This is a genomic window from Microcystis flos-aquae FACHB-1344, assembly GCF_014698375.1.
Taxonomy (GTDB): domain Bacteria; phylum Cyanobacteriota; class Cyanobacteriia; order Cyanobacteriales; family Microcystaceae; genus Microcystis; species Microcystis aeruginosa.
This window is the reverse complement of sequence record NZ_JACJSW010000180.1, coordinates 14,250-30,294: the sequence shown is the minus strand read 5'-3', so window position 1 is coordinate 30,294 and position 16,045 is coordinate 14,250. Positions and strand designations below refer to the sequence as shown.

At 41.4% G+C, this 16,045-nt stretch carries 18 protein-coding genes and 1 pseudogene; 12 read left to right on the top strand and 7 right to left on the bottom strand.

What is annotated here, in order from left to right:
* Window positions 1–249 precede the first annotated feature (249 nt).
* The 4 genes from H6G48_RS17480 (at window position 250) to H6G48_RS17465 (ending at window position 1,913) form a co-directional block, all read left to right on the top strand.
* The gene (locus tag H6G48_RS17480) at window positions 250–540 is read left to right on the top strand and encodes a type II toxin-antitoxin system TacA family antitoxin (protein ID WP_002778803.1); all 291 of its coding nucleotides are present in this window, start codon (window positions 250–252) and stop codon (window positions 538–540) included.
* Window positions 537–1,031 carry a GNAT family N-acetyltransferase gene (locus H6G48_RS17475; RefSeq protein WP_002738857.1) on the top strand — a complete coding sequence of 165 codons (495 nt, stop codon included), beginning with the start codon at window positions 537–539 and terminating at the stop codon, window positions 1,029–1,031. The genes H6G48_RS17480 and H6G48_RS17475 overlap by 4 nt, the downstream gene beginning before the upstream one ends.
* A gap of 234 nt (window positions 1,032–1,265) precedes the next feature.
* Window positions 1,266–1,550 (top strand): type II toxin-antitoxin system RelE/ParE family toxin, encoded by a 285-nt coding sequence (locus H6G48_RS17470; RefSeq protein WP_242034683.1) that lies wholly within the window; start codon window positions 1,266–1,268, stop codon window positions 1,548–1,550.
* 63 nt (window positions 1,551–1,613) lie between these two features.
* Entirely contained in the window at window positions 1,614–1,913 is a 300-nt protein-coding gene (locus tag H6G48_RS17465) for a helix-turn-helix domain-containing protein (protein ID WP_012266232.1), read from the top strand.
* A 34-nt stretch (window positions 1,914–1,947) separates the two neighbouring features.
* Here H6G48_RS17465 and H6G48_RS17460 read toward each other — a convergent pair whose 3' ends face one another.
* Window positions 1,948–2,175, bottom strand: a complete 228-nt coding sequence (locus tag H6G48_RS17460) for a YcaO-like family protein (protein ID WP_373276104.1) — start codon at window positions 2,173–2,175, stop codon at window positions 1,948–1,950.
* Between the two features lie 221 nt (window positions 2,176–2,396).
* Between H6G48_RS17460 and H6G48_RS17455 the strand changes: the two genes are divergently transcribed.
* Window positions 2,397–2,843 carry a mannan-binding lectin gene (locus H6G48_RS17455; protein ID WP_242034682.1) on the top strand — a complete coding sequence of 149 codons (447 nt, stop codon included), beginning with the start codon at window positions 2,397–2,399 and terminating at the stop codon, window positions 2,841–2,843.
* Window positions 2,844–2,960: 117 nt separating this feature from the next.
* On the opposite strand, the gene H6G48_RS17450 is transcribed toward H6G48_RS17455, so the two are convergent.
* Window positions 2,961–5,258, bottom strand: a complete 2,298-nt coding sequence (locus tag H6G48_RS17450) for a TOMM precursor leader peptide-binding protein (protein ID WP_190722667.1) — start codon at window positions 5,256–5,258, stop codon at window positions 2,961–2,963.
* 596 nt (window positions 5,259–5,854) lie between these two features.
* Between H6G48_RS17450 and H6G48_RS17445 the strand changes: the two genes are divergently transcribed.
* The 6 genes from H6G48_RS17445 (at window position 5,855) to H6G48_RS17420 (ending at window position 8,077) form a co-directional block, all read left to right on the top strand.
* On the top strand, window positions 5,855–6,202 hold the full coding sequence (locus tag H6G48_RS17445; protein ID WP_002736293.1) for a rubredoxin: 348 nt from the start codon (window positions 5,855–5,857) through the stop codon (window positions 6,200–6,202).
* A gap of 106 nt (window positions 6,203–6,308) precedes the next feature.
* Window positions 6,309–7,301 carry a photosynthesis system II assembly factor Ycf48 gene (locus tag H6G48_RS17440; RefSeq protein WP_061431901.1) on the top strand — a complete coding sequence of 331 codons (993 nt, stop codon included), beginning with the start codon at window positions 6,309–6,311 and terminating at the stop codon, window positions 7,299–7,301.
* Between the two features lie 78 nt (window positions 7,302–7,379).
* Window positions 7,380–7,625 carry a cytochrome b559 subunit alpha gene (gene psbE, locus H6G48_RS17435; protein WP_002749269.1) on the top strand — a complete coding sequence of 82 codons (246 nt, stop codon included), beginning with the start codon at window positions 7,380–7,382 and terminating at the stop codon, window positions 7,623–7,625.
* A gap of 25 nt (window positions 7,626–7,650) precedes the next feature.
* Window positions 7,651–7,785, top strand: a complete 135-nt coding sequence (psbF, locus tag H6G48_RS17430; RefSeq protein ID WP_002736175.1) for a cytochrome b559 subunit beta — start codon at window positions 7,651–7,653, stop codon at window positions 7,783–7,785.
* A gap of 10 nt (window positions 7,786–7,795) precedes the next feature.
* Complete coding sequence (psbL, locus tag H6G48_RS17425; RefSeq protein ID WP_002735805.1) at window positions 7,796–7,915, top strand: photosystem II reaction center protein PsbL; 120 nt, start codon at window positions 7,796–7,798, stop codon at window positions 7,913–7,915.
* 42 nt (window positions 7,916–7,957) lie between these two features.
* On the top strand, window positions 7,958–8,077 hold the full coding sequence (locus H6G48_RS17420) for a photosystem II reaction center protein J (RefSeq protein ID WP_043995402.1): 120 nt from the start codon (window positions 7,958–7,960) through the stop codon (window positions 8,075–8,077).
* A gap of 707 nt (window positions 8,078–8,784) precedes the next feature.
* Here the strand turns inward: H6G48_RS17420 and psbB are convergent.
* The 4 genes from psbB to H6G48_RS17400 form a co-directional block, all read right to left on the bottom strand.
* The gene (gene psbB / locus H6G48_RS17415; protein WP_149986009.1) at window positions 8,785–10,311 is read right to left on the bottom strand and encodes a photosystem II chlorophyll-binding protein CP47; all 1,527 of its coding nucleotides are present in this window, start codon (window positions 10,309–10,311) and stop codon (window positions 8,785–8,787) included.
* Window positions 10,312–10,619: 308 nt separating this feature from the next.
* Window positions 10,620–10,931 (bottom strand): hypothetical protein, encoded by a 312-nt coding sequence (locus H6G48_RS17410; RefSeq protein ID WP_190722666.1) that lies wholly within the window; start codon window positions 10,929–10,931, stop codon window positions 10,620–10,622.
* A gap of 78 nt (window positions 10,932–11,009) precedes the next feature.
* Window positions 11,010–11,771 (bottom strand): twin-arginine translocase subunit TatC, encoded by a 762-nt coding sequence (tatC, locus tag H6G48_RS17405; RefSeq protein ID WP_002783793.1) that lies wholly within the window; start codon window positions 11,769–11,771, stop codon window positions 11,010–11,012.
* Between the two features lie 292 nt (window positions 11,772–12,063).
* Window positions 12,064–13,617: an ApeA N-terminal domain 1-containing protein gene (locus H6G48_RS17400; RefSeq protein ID WP_190722665.1), complete on the bottom strand. Its 1,554-nt coding sequence runs from the start codon at window positions 13,615–13,617 to the stop codon at window positions 12,064–12,066.
* Window positions 13,618–14,372: 755 nt separating this feature from the next.
* On the opposite strand from H6G48_RS17400, the gene nadA reads away from it, so the two are divergent.
* Entirely contained in the window at window positions 14,373–15,332 is a 960-nt protein-coding gene (gene nadA / locus H6G48_RS17395; protein WP_190722664.1) for a quinolinate synthase NadA, read from the top strand.
* A 199-nt stretch (window positions 15,333–15,531) separates the two neighbouring features.
* Here nadA and H6G48_RS26455 read toward each other — a convergent pair.
* Window positions 15,532–16,013, bottom strand: a pseudogene (locus H6G48_RS26455) (IS1 family transposase); the annotation flags it as partial.
* Between the last annotated feature and the right edge of the window lie 32 nt (window positions 16,014–16,045).

Sequence of the window (16,045 nt, the reverse complement as noted above, 5' to 3'; positions counted from 1 at the left end):
GGCACTGCATAGCAGCACGCCCCTTCTTCTCGATTAGTTTGAAACAACGAAACCCAAGACTATTTAAGGTGTGTTACTGCGGTGATGCAGCTTTTACCTATCAGTTATAATGGAAAGGTTTGAAGCCTAGACTTTCATCAAATGATGCTCATCTCTCTGAAAAATCTGGGTATCGTATCGTACATAGTGTAATGTCGTTGTCACTACATTATGTTAAAATAATTAAGTTTGGAATTACACACCCATCTTATGAGTAGTAAAACAAAAAGTAAGACTCCGCGTAATACCCTAAATTTGCGAATTAAGCCAGAAGAACGCAATTTGATCGATATGGCAGCCAAAGTGCAAGGTAAGAATAGAACTGATTTTATTTTGGAAGCCGCGCGGAATGCTGCGGAGGAAACTTTGCTCGAACGTACTATTTTTTGGGCTAGTCCAGAGGCTTATGCAGAATTTATCGCACTTCTAGATGCACCACCTCAACCTAATGAACGTTTACGCAAAACCATGCAGACGCTCGCACCTTGGGAGAAGGAATGAATTTGACACCACCTGAACCTCTGGCTAGTTATCACTCAATCACTGATTTTTCCTGCGGAATTACTTCTCTTGATGATTGGTTGAAGCGTCGAGCTTATGCTAATCAAGCCAGTGGTGCAACTAGAACTTTTGTTACCTGCGTTGACAATAGGGTAGTTGGGTATTACGCCCTTGCTTCCGGGGCGATTAGTATACAATCAGCTAATGGTAAATTTCGGCGGAATATGCCTAACCCAATTCCAGTGGTAATTTTGGCACGATTGGCAGTAGATACTTCTTACCAAGGTCAAGGTTTAGGATGCGGTTTATTTCGTGATGGTGCACTACGGGTTGTTAAAGCGGCTGATACCATTGGTATTCGGGGAATTATTGTTCATGCTATTTCAGAAGAAGCTAAGAATTTTTATTTGGCTTTAGGTTTTGATGTGTCTCCTCTTGAACCGATGACGTTGATGATTACTCTTAATGATTTACGCGCTTGTATTGCTTAGTGCGCTACAGGGGCAACACGGGGTCAACCACAGGGGGTTTGCCCCTACAGGTACGTTTAAGTCCAGAATAACTTTGCTTATGGCCTCATGAACGAGATATTTGCCCTGATACACTTTACTTAGATTCAGTTAAACTAAAATGATCATCATCTTGCTTGTTAACTAACGAACAATTGACAAACTGATGATCCTGTTATACTAAATTAGGTATCAACCTTAATCATTAACCCCAACATGGGAGATAAACCCATTTACTGGATTGGGACGTCAAGGGAAGATATTAGAGATTTTCCTGAAGACGCAAAGCGTAAAGCAGGTTTTCAACTGAGAGCTATTCAACAAGGAGAGAAACCCAATGATTTTAAACCCATTCCCATTATTGGTCAAGGAACAGAAGAAATTAGAATTTGGACAGGAGAAACCTACAGAATCTTTTATGTGGCAAGGTTTAAAGAAGCGATTTATGTCCTTCATGCTTTCGGTAAAAAAAACACAGAAAACCTCGAAAAAAGAAATTGAATTGGGACAAAAACGTTATCAACAAATGATTCAATTTAGACAACAATTACAGGAGGGATAACCATGACACAATCTAACCCTATTGAGATCACTTTTGGTAGCGATAACATCTTTGAAGATTTAGGATTTAACAGTGAAGAAGCAACTAACTTAAAAATTAGAGCCGATTTGATGTTAACCTTGCGGTCTTTTATCCAAGAAAAAAGATGGACACAGCAAGAAGCCGCCACTTTTTTCGAGGAAACACAACCGAAAATTAGTGATTTAATGAATGGAGAAATTAGCCGTTTTACTGTTGATAAATTACTCAGTCTTTTAGATAAAACGGGAATGAAAGTTAAACTCGAAATCTTCACCAAGTAACTTAAAATCATCAACAATTGACCATGAACAAGGGTTACATCCACATGGGAAAAGGATTCAATTCATCTTCCGTCAAAGCTTCTTTTAACCATCCCATGCTAACAGGAACATCATACAATCTTCCTGTCCCTAAACGCTTCCACATATGACGCATTCCGGGGACAATGACTTTAGCTACTCTTAAACCAATATCAGGACGAGTTTGGTCTAATACTACTAACATTTCCATCCCTTTTGACTCAATCTCTATAATTTGATTGATTAATTCATTTGTTCTACTTAAGAGATTACGCCATTATACCATAAAGTGACCCTTTGAATCTAATATAAATCTAATATAAATCTCATAAAAAGTTAATATTCTGCTCAAAAAAACATATTAGAAAAGTATTAATTTTATAGATTGCCATTACCAAAAATAAAACTTATTCTGGTATCAAAGGTGATTGAACCAATCACTTTTAACCCAAAAGACAAGACATTTTGCTTAAGGCATTATGGCTAACTCAAAAAATTCAGAAAAGGATTTTTGATATCGTCTTGAGGATACAAAATCAACAAAAGTCTCAAAGGACATTATCTATTATGGCAAGTTACAAAGTTAATATCCCTGCTGGCCCCCTCTGGAGTAACGCTGAAGCACAACAAGTAGGTCCGAGAATTGCAGCTGCTCATCAAGGAAACTTTACTGGTCAGTGGACAACCGTAGTTGAAAGTGCAATGAGTGTAGTAGAAGTAGAACTACAGGTGGAAAATACTGGAACTCATGAATTTAAAACTAATGTTTTAGCTGGACCTCTCTGGAGCAACGATGAAGCACAAAAATTAGGTCCGCAAATTGCAGCATCTTATGGTGCAGAATTTACTGGACAGTGGCAAACCATTGTTGAAGGTGTCATGAGTGTTATTGAAATCAAGTACACTTTCTAAGTGCGATCGCCTCTCTTATCGGCTAGATTGAGGTACGGAACCCAACACTATTTAAGGTGTGTTACTTCGGTGACGCACCTTTTACTGATCAGTGATAAGCTCCCCTATTTAAAAGCGTTACATCCACATGGGAAAAGGATTTAATTCATCTTCCGTTAAAGCTTCTTTTAACCATCCCATGCTAACAGGAACATCATACAATCTTCCTGTCCCTAAACGCTTCCACATATGACGCATTCCGGGGACAATGACTTTAGCTACTCTTAAACCAATATCAGGACGAGTTTGGTCTAATACTAACATTTCCATCCCCTTTGACTCAACAATTCGCTGACACAATTTAACATCTGCTAATAAATCATCACTGGCTAATTGTAAATAATCATTACTTTTTTTGGGTATTATTTTACTATCGGGAACTAAATAAGATTGATTGCTTAACCTTGCCGTTTGCCACCATTTAACCGCCAAAGGATCAGCAGAGGGAGTATAAATCGTTGTCCCATCTTCCTTAAAAGATAACACATTCGGTAAGATTTGATTAACCTCCGTTAACGCTCGACTAATAGCAATTTTCGGGTCAAAATGCGCCCCATACCCTAACAAAATGTCCTCCACTTCCCGCTCCTTTCTCGGACTAATAGCCGCAAAACAAGGGATATTCAAATCACTGGTAATATCTAACACCCATAGCTCCCGATTTAACCCCTCATAATATTGCTTTAATTGCTCAAAATATGGCTCATTAAAGCTCTCTAAATTAACGGAAGGTTTAACTAATTGATTATACCACCATAAGGCCACACAATCTCGTTCCACTAACTCCATAAACCCTTGTAAAATCGCTTCTTCTATCGTATTTCCTGCGGCGCAGCCATTAGAATCAGCCCAACAATCTAAGGGTTCAGATTGAGAATAACCATAATAACAATATCCCGTCGGTAAATACTTAAAATCTTGAGCAGTTAAAGACCATACAGGAGTCCAATCAATGATTCTAGTTTCATCAAAAGGTTCAGGGACTTTTTGAAACCATCCTTGATTCTTCGCATTCCATTCTTTTCGATGTTGATATTGTTTTTCACTAAAATTCATACATTTGTTAGGATGAATAGCTTTATCTCCTAACTCTTGATAACTCGCTTTTTCTCTGATTTCATTCCCTTGAAAAACTCCCGAATAGCGCTCAATAGCTTCACAAAATCCACTTGCTTTTGCTTGACTATCTGTACGGCCTTTTCCCGCACTTCTACCTCCAATATTTTGCCGTAAACTGTCTAAATCATCAAAGACACTGCGAAAATGATGTTTAGCTACATAAGTATGAACTAAAGCATTCCCTTGTATCTTATTTAATTCTCGCACAATTCCCGTAATGGGACTGATAAGATGTTGATAGGTTCTTAAGGTTTCTTCAGGAGAACAAAAACGATGTCCCCCATCACTGGTAAAAGCCTTTTTACGATGTCCCAAAACCACGGGTAAAGGTGTTTTATTTAGAGAATATCCACAACTAGGACAGTTCGGACGTTTAACTAAAATATGCTCTTGAAATTGTAAATTTAAAGTATCATAAGTCATTAGCATTCCTTCTAAACGTTGATTTTTACCTTGAATAATCCACTTAAAAACCTCCATAGCCGTCAGATTTAAAACCGTCTGTATTGTCGCTGAAGAAAACCCTAAAGGAGAAATTAAAGAAATCTTATTTTCTCTCTGTCTAATAATAAATTCCTCCACGGGACGATTATCTCGTAACCGTTGAGCCAAACAATGCCAACAACCAGTTTTATCGGGATCAAATAAGGGACCAATCCAGGCTAGATTTCCCAGGGGATTAACTAATAACCACGGTTTTTGTGAGGCTAAAGCTTGTTGATTAATACTCTCTAAATCAGGATGAAGATAATTATCGGTTAAAATAATGGTTAAGTCTCCTTCATCTGCGACTTGAACTTGCAAGGAATTTAAAATATTGATCAAATCTTGCTGGGGAATTGCGCCTAGGCTTTTAACTGTAACCTTCAGAGATTGTAATCGTTCAAAAGCTTGGGATTGAGAAACCTGAAGATGATGGCATAAAATTGCTAAATTAGACGGTAATAATTCTTTTTTTTCTAACAAAAACCCTCGTTTATATAACTGAAAAATCGCTTTTTGAATTGCCAAGCTATAATTAACAATAACTGCGAAGGAATTAGCATTATTGGGATTGATTTCCTGATTTTGTAAAAATTCTAACTGAAGAATATCAATAATTTCATCAAGATTACGTTGACCATCAATTAATCTTACCAAACGATAATAAAGCGGCTCTTGGAAACAGATTGATTCTCGCTCAGATAGAAAAAATACCGTATTTGGTTCTAAGGTTTCAATTGAGTAGGCAGGATTCCAATCAAGCTGGTTGAACACAATTTTTACTCTCTTTTTAAGGTATAGTTAAGGTTGATTATATACCTATAATATAAGGTTGATAGCAGTTATCTTAATAGTGAGGTGCGAAGTTTTCGTTTTGGGGAACAGGGAGGGAGCAGCCCATTTATGCCAAAATATAAAAGCGATCGCTAAAAGTGATTAAATTTATTCAATATGATACCAAATCCGCTTTTAATAGCATGATTAACTCCCAATCCAACTTTAAAAACCCAGTTATGGATTGTTTCCCCCTGCTCCCTGCTCCCTGCTCTGGCGCTCCCCAATCTCCTCCACCTTTTAAACAGGATTTGCTATCAGACCCCTAATTTCTTCCCTGCCTAAAATTTCTCAATTTCTCGGAATAAATTTGACTACCAAAATCAGGGTAAATAGCCCAAATATCAACTTAATAAAGTTTTAATAGACATTTAAGCCCTAATAGATTAATCTTACTTTTTTTAAAGCCGATATGCTGCCTCGCTAATCCTTTTAAGACTTGAAAACTTGGTATTCTGTCAGGGGTTGGCCGTGAGAGGGGTCAATTTTCAAGGATAATTTGTAACAGAGTGTTGAAAATTCCTTTAATCTTAGTTATGAGCGATCGCCCACCAGAACTAACCCTAGCCGACCAGGCCCCTGCCAACCACGAATGTCGCTCCTGCGGCTACGTTTACGACCCCAGCAAGGGAGATAGTAAAACCAACACTCCCGCTGGAACCCCCTTCGAGGAATTGCCAGAAACGTGGCGCTGTCCCGTGTGTGGTGTGCGTCGTTCCCAATTTATCAACATCGGAGCCAAAGATGCTCCTTCGGGATTCCAAGAAAATCTTAGCTATGGTTTTGGAGTTAACCGTCTGACTCCCGCACAAAAAAATATTTTGATTTTCGGGGCTTTAGCGCTAGGATTTGTTTTCTTTATTAGTTTATATGGTTTAAACTAACTCAAGCACTCATTATCTTTAATCCAACGGCTCTTATGAGCCTGTAACCCATCGGGTACAAACCCTAATCCGTCCCGATTCCTTGACCAATACCTCTGAACCATTGATGAGAAAACTGAAACAATTCGTAATAGTTCTAGCTGTAGCCTTTTTCTGCTTTAGCTGTAGTAGTGTGCCATCCCTGAGCAGTAGTCCTTGGCAAATCCTCACCCTCGACACTGACTCCACTTTTGCCGATATCGCCTTTACCGACGACCTGCAGCACGGTTGGTTAGTGGGAACCAAATCTACCCTCTTTGAAACCACCGATGGGGGGGACAGCTGGCAGCAAAAAGTCCTCAACCTTGGCGAAGAAAAAGTTAGCTTTAGCGCCGTCAGTTTCCACGACCAAGAGGGTTGGATTGTCGGTAAACCCTCAATTCTTCTCCATAGCGAAGACGGGGGCAGCAGCTGGTCCCGTATCCCCTTAAGTGAAAAATTACCCGGTTCCCCCTACGGAATTATCGCCCTGAACGACAAAACCGCCGAAATGGTCACGGATTTAGGCGCTATCTACCGCACCAAAGACGGGGGCAAAACTTGGCAAGCTTTAGTGGAAGGTGCTGTGGGTGTGGCCCGGACAATTGTTCGTTCCCATGATGGTAAATACGTGGCCGTTTCCGCACGCGGTAACTTTTATTCCACTTGGGAACCGGGGTCAACAGAATGGCAACCCCACAATCGTCTTTCCTCCCGCCGTTTACAAAAAGTCGGTTATGGTGAAAAAGGAGAACTGTGGGCCCTGGCCCGGGGTGGTCAACTACAATTTACTAGCCCCAATGATCTCGATACATGGGAAGATAAGGTATTCCCAGAGTTTTCCACCAGTTGGGGACTTTTGGACCTCAACTACCGCAGCCCCGAAGAAATTTGGGTCGCTGGTGGTAGCGGCAATCTCTTGGTCAGTCATGACAGCGGCCAATCTTGGCAAAAAGATCGCGCGGTGGAAAGTGTCCCCTCCAATCTCTATCGAATTGTTTTTATCAATTCCGACAAGGGTTTTGTCTTGGGACAAAATGGGGTTTTACTGAAATATAATCCCCCTAGCGAATCGGCCTAAAACTTGTCTCAGGGTCAAGAAAGTCTCTATTATAGAGATTGAATTTTTCAAGTCCTATCATTCCGAGGAGAACCGTCCATGTCAGGTAGTACCGGCGAACGTCCTTTTGGCGATATCGTTACCAGTATTCGTTACTGGATTATCCATAGCATCACCATCCCCATGCTGTTTATCGCAGGTTGGTTATTCGTGAGTACCGGTTTAGCTTACGATGTTTTTGGCACTCCCCGTCCCGATGAGTATTACACTCAAGAGCGTCAAGAATTACCGATCATTAATGATCGCTTTGAGGCCAAAAATCAAATCGAGCAGTTTAATCAGTAGTTTACTTTAATTAAGGATAAAAACAATGGCTAGTGGTAATCCCAATCAACCCATTTCTTACCCCATTTTCACCGTTCGCTGGTTGGCAGTTCATACCTTAGCGGTTCCCACTGTCTTCTTTATCGGTGCAATTGCGGCAATGCAGTTTATTCAACGCTAGGAGAACAATTATGGAAAGAACACCTAATCCGAATCGGCAAGCTGTCGAGTTAAATCGTACTTCTCTTTACCTAGGTTTACTCCTAGTTGCTGTCTTGGGAATTTTATTTTCCAGCTATTTCTTTAACTAATTAGTCCCGATTCATTGTCATCGCAATTAGGAGGTGTTATTCATGTTCGCAGAAGGTCGTATTCCTTTGTGGTTAGTCGCCACCATCGCCGGTCTAGGCGTTATCGCCGTGGTTGGTCTTTTCTTCTACGGAGCTTACGCTGGTTTAGGTTCCTCTATGTAATTCCATTACGGGTAATTTTCCCCAGCAAGGCCTAGTTATTTCTATAACTAGGCCTTGCTGAAAAAGTAGGGGCGAAGCATTCGCATAGGAAATCTACGGTTTCAGCGATAGGTTATGCCCGAATGCTTCGCCCCTACAGGACGCGGGCCGATGAAGATGTAAGGTTTTGAAACATGATTCTCTCAAAATCTTGCACCTGTGGGAGCGAAAAAAGACCCTAAGACCCTTACCTAGTCTATATTTCACATTTATTCAGCAAACCCTAACTAGCGGTTTTTTCAGTATTCGGTTAAAAGTAAAGCTCGATCGAACTTTATACTAATACTAAATCCGTTGAGTAACGCACAGAAAACGGGTTTCTCGGAGAAACCCGTTTTCTACTCATGCACTCATGCAAAAAGGGGAATAAATAGGGTTTGCGGCAAAAAGTTTGTTGGTGGGGTTAGGAGTCGGTCGTCGGTCGTCGGTCGTCAGTAGCCGGTCGTTTCAGGCTTTCTTGCCCTCTCTTTTCGTACCAGTTTATGTACTACAAGAAGGATAATGCCAGGTTTTTGAAGGTCTTAATCCTATATTCGCAGCACTAACATCGGATTTTAACAGGTCAAAAGCCTTATTTTAAAAGGGTTTTACCATTATTCAGCCAGCCCTAATTAAAAAAAGGAGTCAAAGACTTGACTCCTTTAGTTATATGGATGATTTAGCTAAAACTAAACTTCTTGTTTACGAGTGCTAAGATCACCCAATTTTTGGAATAAACCGAATTCCACTTGTTCTTCCAGATCGGGATCTACCCCGGCGAATACGTCGCGGTAGATAGTACGAGAACCGTGCCAGATGTGACCGAAGAAGAATAGTAAAGCAAAGACAGCATGACCGAAAGTAAACCAACCTCTCGGAGAAGTGCGGAATACCCCGTCAGACTTCAGGGTTTCGGTGTCAAACTCGAAAGCTTCACCGAGTTGCGCTTTACGGGCAAATTTCTTCACATCAGCAGGATCGCTGAAGACCTGACCATCGAGAGCGCCACCGTAGAAAGAAACGGTGACACCACTTTGTTCGATACTCAGTTTCGATTCCGCACGACGGAAAGGAATATCCGCGCGAACGATACCTTCCGAGTCGGTCAGGACAACGGGGAAGGTTTCAAAGAAGTTAGGCATCCGACGCACGCTGAGGACGCGACCTTCGCCATCTTTGAACACGGGGTGTCCTAACCAAGATTTAGCGATACCGTCACCGCTATCCATGGCACCAGTACGGAATAAACCACCTTTAGCGGGGCTATTACCGACATAATCATAGAAAGCCAGTTTTTCAGGGATTGCTTGGTAAGCTTCGGCGATGGTGGCTCCGTTGGCGATGCTGGCCTCGACGCGACGCTCAATTTCTTCTTGGAAATAGCCCTTATCCCATTGGTAACGGGTCGGGCCAAAGAGTTCGATCGGGGTGGTAGCATTACCGTACCACATGGTTCCGGCCACGACGAAAGCGGCAAAGAAAACGGCGGCGATACTGCTAGAAAGCACCGTTTCGATATTACCCATTCTCAGGGCTTTATAGAGTCTTTCGGGGGGACGAACGGTTAAATGGAATAAACCGGCGATAATCCCGACGATACCCGCAGCAATGTGGTGAGCTACCACACCCCCGGGGTTAAAGGGGTTAAAACCAGCCGGTCCCCATTCGGGAGCTACGGGCTGCACATGACCGGTTAAACCGTAGGCATCGGAAACCCACATCCCGGGACCCCAAAGGCCTGTTTGATGGAAAGCACCGAAACCGAAGCAAAGTAAACCGGATAAGAACAGGTGAATACCGAACATTTTCGGCAAATCGAGCGCAGATTCGCCCGTGCGGGGATCGATGAATAATTCTAAATCCCAGAAAACCCAGTGCCAAACCGCCGCTAGGAATAGCAGACCGGATAAGACGATATGAGCGGCGGCAACGCCTTCAAAAGACCAGAAACCGGGGTCAACACCAGTTTCGCCGGTGACGCTCCAGCCACCCCATGAACCAGTGACACCTAAACGGGCCATGAAGGGCAGCACGAACATTCCTTGCCGCCACATCGGGTTTAATACGGGGTCACTGGGGTCGAAAATAGCCAGCTCATAGAGGGCCATGGAGCCAGCCCAACCCGCTACCAGTGCGGTGTGCATCAGGTGAACGGAAATTAAACGGCCCGGGTCGTTGAGAACGACTGTGTGTACTCGATACCAAGGTAGTCCCATTGACTACGCTCCTCCTATTGACAATTTAGTGTCCACTTAGACGCTTTTTATATTCAGGGTGAAAATATAAGCCCAACAATCTCGACTGTTAAGTGCAAGAGTTAGCCGACCTACATTATCCCTTGAAAAGTGTATCTATTCTAAAGAAGTGTAACTATTGTTAGAACAGATTTCAAGTCTTTGCGATCGGTCTTCGGCCAGAATAGTCCAAATAAGGAAGTGGGGTGTGGGGTGTGGGCTGTGGGGTGTGGGCTGTGGGGAGATGGGGAATTATGACTGATAACTGATAACTGATAACTGATAACTGATTACTTCCTCAGCAGTTCTTCGGCATTTTGCAGGATTTCGAGGACTTGTTCGGCACTAATCAAGCGTTTTAGCACCACTTGCCCGATGGTGGGGACAGTATCGGCAATTTCTGCACTCTTGGGGGCAACTTCTACCATAATCACGGCTTCTTCCACCCTATAAAGCCATAAAACCTGTTCTCCCTCTAAAATACCGATATTTAATCGCTCTATCTGCGGTGGTCGTCGCCAACTACTCGCGTGATCCCACAAACCGCCAAATTCCCACACCCGTCCTATTGTCCAACCTGCCGTTAAGAAAAAATATTTCACTTTGTTACTCAATCTAGAATCAATCTCTAGCTTTCTGGCTTAATTAGTTTTCAGCCGTCAAATTTTATCAAAAAACTGCTAACGTCCCGTTAATTTCACCACCCCAATGCCCCCAAAGTATAAACCCAAGACCGCCCCTGCTAACAGGGATTGGGTGAGAGGATCTGTGGAAGGGGTTAAAATCGCGCCTAAAATCACTGCCCCTAAAACCACGAAACGCCACCCCGATAACATCGTTTGCGAGGAAATAATGCCTAAAAAGCTCAAAATCAATTGAATAACGGGAATTTGAAAGGCGATGCCGGTACTAAAAAGTAAAAGTAAGACAAATTCAAAATAGCGCTCGATCGACCAAGCTTGTTCGACCACTTCCGCCCCATAACTGACAAAAAAGTTTAAAGCGGCGGGAATCAGGGCAATATAGGCAAAAAATAAACCAGCAAAAAATAAAACACTCGATCCTAACACTACCGGGACAATTAAACGCCGTTCGCGACGGGTTAACCCCGGCAGCACAAAGAGGATAATTTGCAAGAGAATGACCGGACTAGCCACCAGTATGCCGCTATATCCAGCTACTTTTAGGGAGACGAAAAAAAATTCTCCCGGGGCCAACTGCAAAAATTTTACCCCTTGGGCGGGAACTTCCAGCACTTGTACTAGGGGTTTAACGAAGATAAAACATCCCACCGCACCCACAGCCACGGCAATTAAACTATAAAAAATCCGGCGCCGCAACTCCTCCAAGTGGTCAAATAAGGACATTTCCACTTCTCCGGGTAACTCATCGAGGAATTCAGGACTGTCTGGGGGTGGGGTTTTTACTTCTGTCGATGACATGGCTTTGGCTCGATCGTTCTCTACTCAAGCCTTTATCCTAGCATTGATAACCCTTAGCTATTAGCCGTCAGCTATCAGAATCATTCCAACATCGTCGGGTTTGCTCGGTGACAGGTTGCCAATCCAGAACTCAACCCACCAGAGCGGCATCGCACTTTAACCCACAACTTCAATAAATGTGCATGGTGCGTTCCCCAAAATCGATCAGTGGAGCAGTAGGACTTGCATTAGGGAACGCACCCTACAGCAATAGCGATCGCACTTAACAAGCAATATAATCGTGAGTGGTTAATCAGTTTGAAGATGGTCGCCATTCTTTCTGATATGCTCTATTTCGCTCCACAAGAATTTTAATAGACTCATCGGGAAGGTTTAGCTCTCTTAATAAGCAAATTTGTAGGATCACAGTCAACGTATGAAAAAGTTGAAATAACTCCCGACCTCTTGCCGCCTGTTGTCGTTTTTCTTTATCATGATGCGTCAATGCATTCCGAGTTTCAGAAGCTCTCCTAGAAAATAATTCCCTATCTTTTACGCTTCCTATAAAATTATTTGGCAGCAAGGAGGACACTTTATTAAGAATTTCTTTGAGTCTTGTCTCTAAAGTAAAGCTTGTTTGATTTTTTAGGTTTCCCTTTAAAGCATTTCTAAACTCATCACTAATTCCATTTTCTTGATTATCACTTTCACTTGGAAATTTGTCCAATACCTTTATAAATTCCTGGTAAAGTCCTTGTTTGTAAATCTTTTTATCTTGATATGAACCTTCATACTTGCTTGTATGATAAGCCTCCAAAGCTTGGATTATATTTAGAAATTTATAACCCAAGTAAAGGCTAGAGCTATACATTGTTGCCATTAACAAGTCAAAAACAGGTTCATATTCCTCCCTTTTATTAATCCATGCTTCAAAGAATGATCCCAAATTGTTTTCTACATCACTAAATAGAAATAGCATTTTATCGGGGGACAAGTTTATCTCAGAACTCTTCGTAGGATTCCATAAACCAAATATTATGATGACTTGAGTTTCCCGCGCCTCTTTTTCCAGTGTGAAATCTCCATTTGCTTGCTGTACAGGCTTTTCATGAATGACATCTGCTTTCCCAGTAACCTTAATTACTGAAGTTGCTTTTGTCATTGCAAAGCTTAACAAATCACTGAATCTTATCAATAAATTGACACAATCATCTATTGGTTGATTGCAGGGATTTTGTATGGTCAGATAAGTTTTTTGCTCAATATTTGCATTGTACGCGTTAGGGTAAAATGGATAAACACATACTGAAGAAAAGGTAATATATAAATCGAGACTGCCAATTTTCGTCAAATGAATGTTCGATGGCGGCTGATAACTCATCCATATTTTGTTCTCTTCTTGAGATACAAAAACCTCTATTCCAGATTTGCCAACCCATTTCTCTAGATGGGAATATTGAACAGAAATAGATTTCAATTTTATGTCCTGTTCATATTCAAAGTGAATTTTTCTAAAAACATACTCGACATTGAATGAAAGACTCGCTGTGAGTTTTGTAAATTCAAAGCTTTTAACTTGTCCAGAACACCTGTATAAGGTAATTTTTTCATTGTTATCAAGCAAACCGAGAATAATGATTTCCTCAGGCTTTATAAAGTCAAGTCGTACACCTGATGTTAGATTTGATTCCCCTTCAATGGAAGAAATCTTTACCTGACCTATCTCTTTAAGTTGTGAACTATAAAACGAACCAATTAATTCTAATGTTGCGCCACTCTCAGGCGAAAAGCTTAGTTTTCCTGGAACTACTACTTCTGGTTTGTTAGGAAGCCACCACTTCCCTAAGCTCACAAATTCTTCAAGCATCTGCGTTCAGTATGTATTTGGCTCGGCGCTGATTATACTATGAAATTTTCTCCAGAGCAATGTTTGCTCACAAGTAACCTTAAATTACACTTTACTAAAAACTTTCCGCCAGTCTAACCCTACATCCCAACAGCTTCGGCTCCGGTTACGCCCCTACCAAGGACTAAGCGGCATAACTACATATTATAGGTCAACTTTCTGTATAACACTCTCCAGAGTAACGATATGTAGAAACTTTCTGTATATCACCCCATTTAAGCGTGATCGCAAGAAGTTTTCCCCATATCACGTCCAAAAGCGTGTTAGCCAGATTAGCATATTGCCAAAAACCTTGTTTAACTAAATTTCTGACAATTCAGGCTCATTCTAGCGATGATTCCTATGTCTGACCGCACCCCTTGACAAAAATTTATAATTATTCGACCAATAGCGATCGCTATCGGGGGATAGTTGTTTTTTGTTACAGCATTGGGGAGAAGGAAGCGGGTTGTTCAAGTGGGATTGGGAGTTAATCATGGTACAAGGCAACAGGCTCCAAAAAAGAAGGTAGAAACTAAGCACATCAAAGCTTTTAACTTAACCAATTAGGTTTTAGATTCGGCCCTTGTGATCAGATGTGAGTTTTCAGTTCACCGATTACTGATGACTGTTTACTGAGCACGGAAAAAAGCTCTCGCTCCCTAATCACTTTAAAAAAATTTGCTATGATATAGGGACTTGTTTAGTATTTGGTAAAAATAACCATAAATGCCACCGTGTTCACAACTGTTCAACCCGCAAATCGATCGAGCTTACCTGATGACCTATTTACAGCAATTAAAGAGCTTAAACAGGAATTAAACGCCGTTATTCTGGCTCACTACTATCAAAATTCTGACATACAGGATATAGCTGATTATATTGGTGATTCTCTCGGTTTATCCCAACAGGCTGCCCGAACGCCAGCAGATGTGATCGTATTTGCGGGGGTTCACTTCATGGCAGAAACAGCTAAAATCTTAAACCCAGATAAGTTGGTATTGCTGCCAGATTTAGATGCAGGATGTTCTTTAGCTGATAGTTGTCATCCTGAAGATTTTGCTCGTTTTAAAGCCCAATATCCCGATAATATCGTGATTTCCTATATCAATTGCAGTGCAGAAATTAAGGCCATGAGTGATATTATCTGCACCAGTTCCAACGCAGTCAAAATAGTTAATCAAATCCCTGCCCATCAACCGATTATCTTCGCTCCCGATCGCAATTTAGGTCGTTACGTCAGTCAGCAAACTGGTAGAGATTTAGTTCTCTGGCAGGGTAGTTGTATTGTCCATGAAACTTTTTCCGAACGCAAGATAATAGAATTAAAAGTCGCCCATCCAGAAGCAAAAATTATCGCCCATCCTGAGTGTGAAGCATCGGTTTTACGCCATGCCGATTATATTGGTTCCACGACGGCACTATTAAATTATTCCCTGAAAAGTTCCGAAAAAACCTTTATTGTCGCCACAGAACCGGGGATTATTCACCAGATGCAAAAATCCGCCCCAGAGAAAGTATTTATCCCCGCACCAGCTTTAAATAACTGTGCTTGTAATGAGTGTCCCTACATGAGACTGAACACTCTCGAAAAATTGTATCTCTGTATGCGAGATAAAACTCCAGAAATTACTATTTCTGAAGATTTAAGAGTTAAGGCACTGTTGCCGATTCAAAGAATGTTAGAAATGTCTTAATCAGTTATCAGTTATCAGTTATCAGTTATCAGATGGCGCAATAATATTATTGTAGGGGCGAATTGCATTCGCCCTCTTTTAATAACTTCTGCTGCTCACCATAAGTGAGAGAAAGTCACCAATATGAGATGCACCCTGTGAGTTTTCAGTTCATTAGACATCTGCAAAAATTATAACTCAATCACAGCTTGCTTTTATGTCATGTACTAATAAATAGTTGGGTGGTGATTCGGTAGTAGTGATGGCGGCTTAATCCTTTGCTTTGCTGTGCATTGTAGTCATGGATAAAATACCAAAGGGTTCCCCAACGTGATTCTCCATTTTTTTAGAGAAAGATAGACTCTCTCTCACCAGCCGAGAAATCCTTTGTCGAAAGGTATTATTTAATCTTTCAATAGGATTAGTTTGACCAGTTTCTTTTCCGAGCGGTCGATGACGTTTACTAGGAATTACTGTCTTATAGGACTCCCAAAAGTCTGTGTAAACAACAGCATATTGTCGGTAAACACTGGGTAAACTGGCCCCAAAGTTTTTTTGGCTGATTGACGACTCCTATCTCCGCGCATAGCCACCAATAATTTCCCTTGTCTTTCTATCAATTAACCGCCAAATATAAACCTTTATCGTCTTAGAAAAAACCCAAGACCACATCTCATCACATTCTCTAACCAATTTACCTTGGTGAGGATGTCAAAACAAGCTAAACCGCCATA

Excerpts from the sequence above, each read along its gene's own strand:
- psbL (WP_002735805.1), top strand. The coding sequence starts at position 7,796 with ATGGAAAGAACACCTAATCCGAATCGGCAAGCTGTCGAGTTAAATCGT.
- H6G48_RS17420 (WP_043995402.1), top strand. The coding sequence starts at position 7,958 with ATGTTCGCAGAAGGTCGTATTCCTTTGTGGTTAGTCGCCACCATCGCC.
- H6G48_RS17440 (WP_061431901.1), top strand. The coding sequence starts at position 6,309 with ATGAGAAAACTGAAACAATTCGTAATAGTTCTAGCTGTAGCCTTTTTC.
- H6G48_RS17400 (WP_190722665.1), bottom strand. The coding sequence starts at position 13,617 with ATGCTTGAAGAATTTGTGAGCTTAGGGAAGTGGTGGCTTCCTAACAAA.
- psbF (WP_002736175.1), top strand. The coding sequence starts at position 7,651 with ATGGCTAGTGGTAATCCCAATCAACCCATTTCTTACCCCATTTTCACC.
- H6G48_RS17445 (WP_002736293.1), top strand. The coding sequence starts at position 5,855 with ATGAGCGATCGCCCACCAGAACTAACCCTAGCCGACCAGGCCCCTGCC.
- H6G48_RS17475 (WP_002738857.1), top strand. The coding sequence starts at position 537 with ATGAATTTGACACCACCTGAACCTCTGGCTAGTTATCACTCAATCACT.
- H6G48_RS17480 (WP_002778803.1), top strand. The coding sequence starts at position 250 with ATGAGTAGTAAAACAAAAAGTAAGACTCCGCGTAATACCCTAAATTTG.
- psbE (WP_002749269.1), top strand. The coding sequence starts at position 7,380 with ATGTCAGGTAGTACCGGCGAACGTCCTTTTGGCGATATCGTTACCAGT.
- psbB (WP_149986009.1), bottom strand. The coding sequence starts at position 10,311 with ATGGGACTACCTTGGTATCGAGTACACACAGTCGTTCTCAACGACCCG.
- tatC (WP_002783793.1), bottom strand. The coding sequence starts at position 11,771 with ATGTCATCGACAGAAGTAAAAACCCCACCCCCAGACAGTCCTGAATTC.
- H6G48_RS17470 (WP_242034683.1), top strand. The coding sequence starts at position 1,266 with ATGGGAGATAAACCCATTTACTGGATTGGGACGTCAAGGGAAGATATT.
- H6G48_RS17465 (WP_012266232.1), top strand. The coding sequence starts at position 1,614 with ATGACACAATCTAACCCTATTGAGATCACTTTTGGTAGCGATAACATC.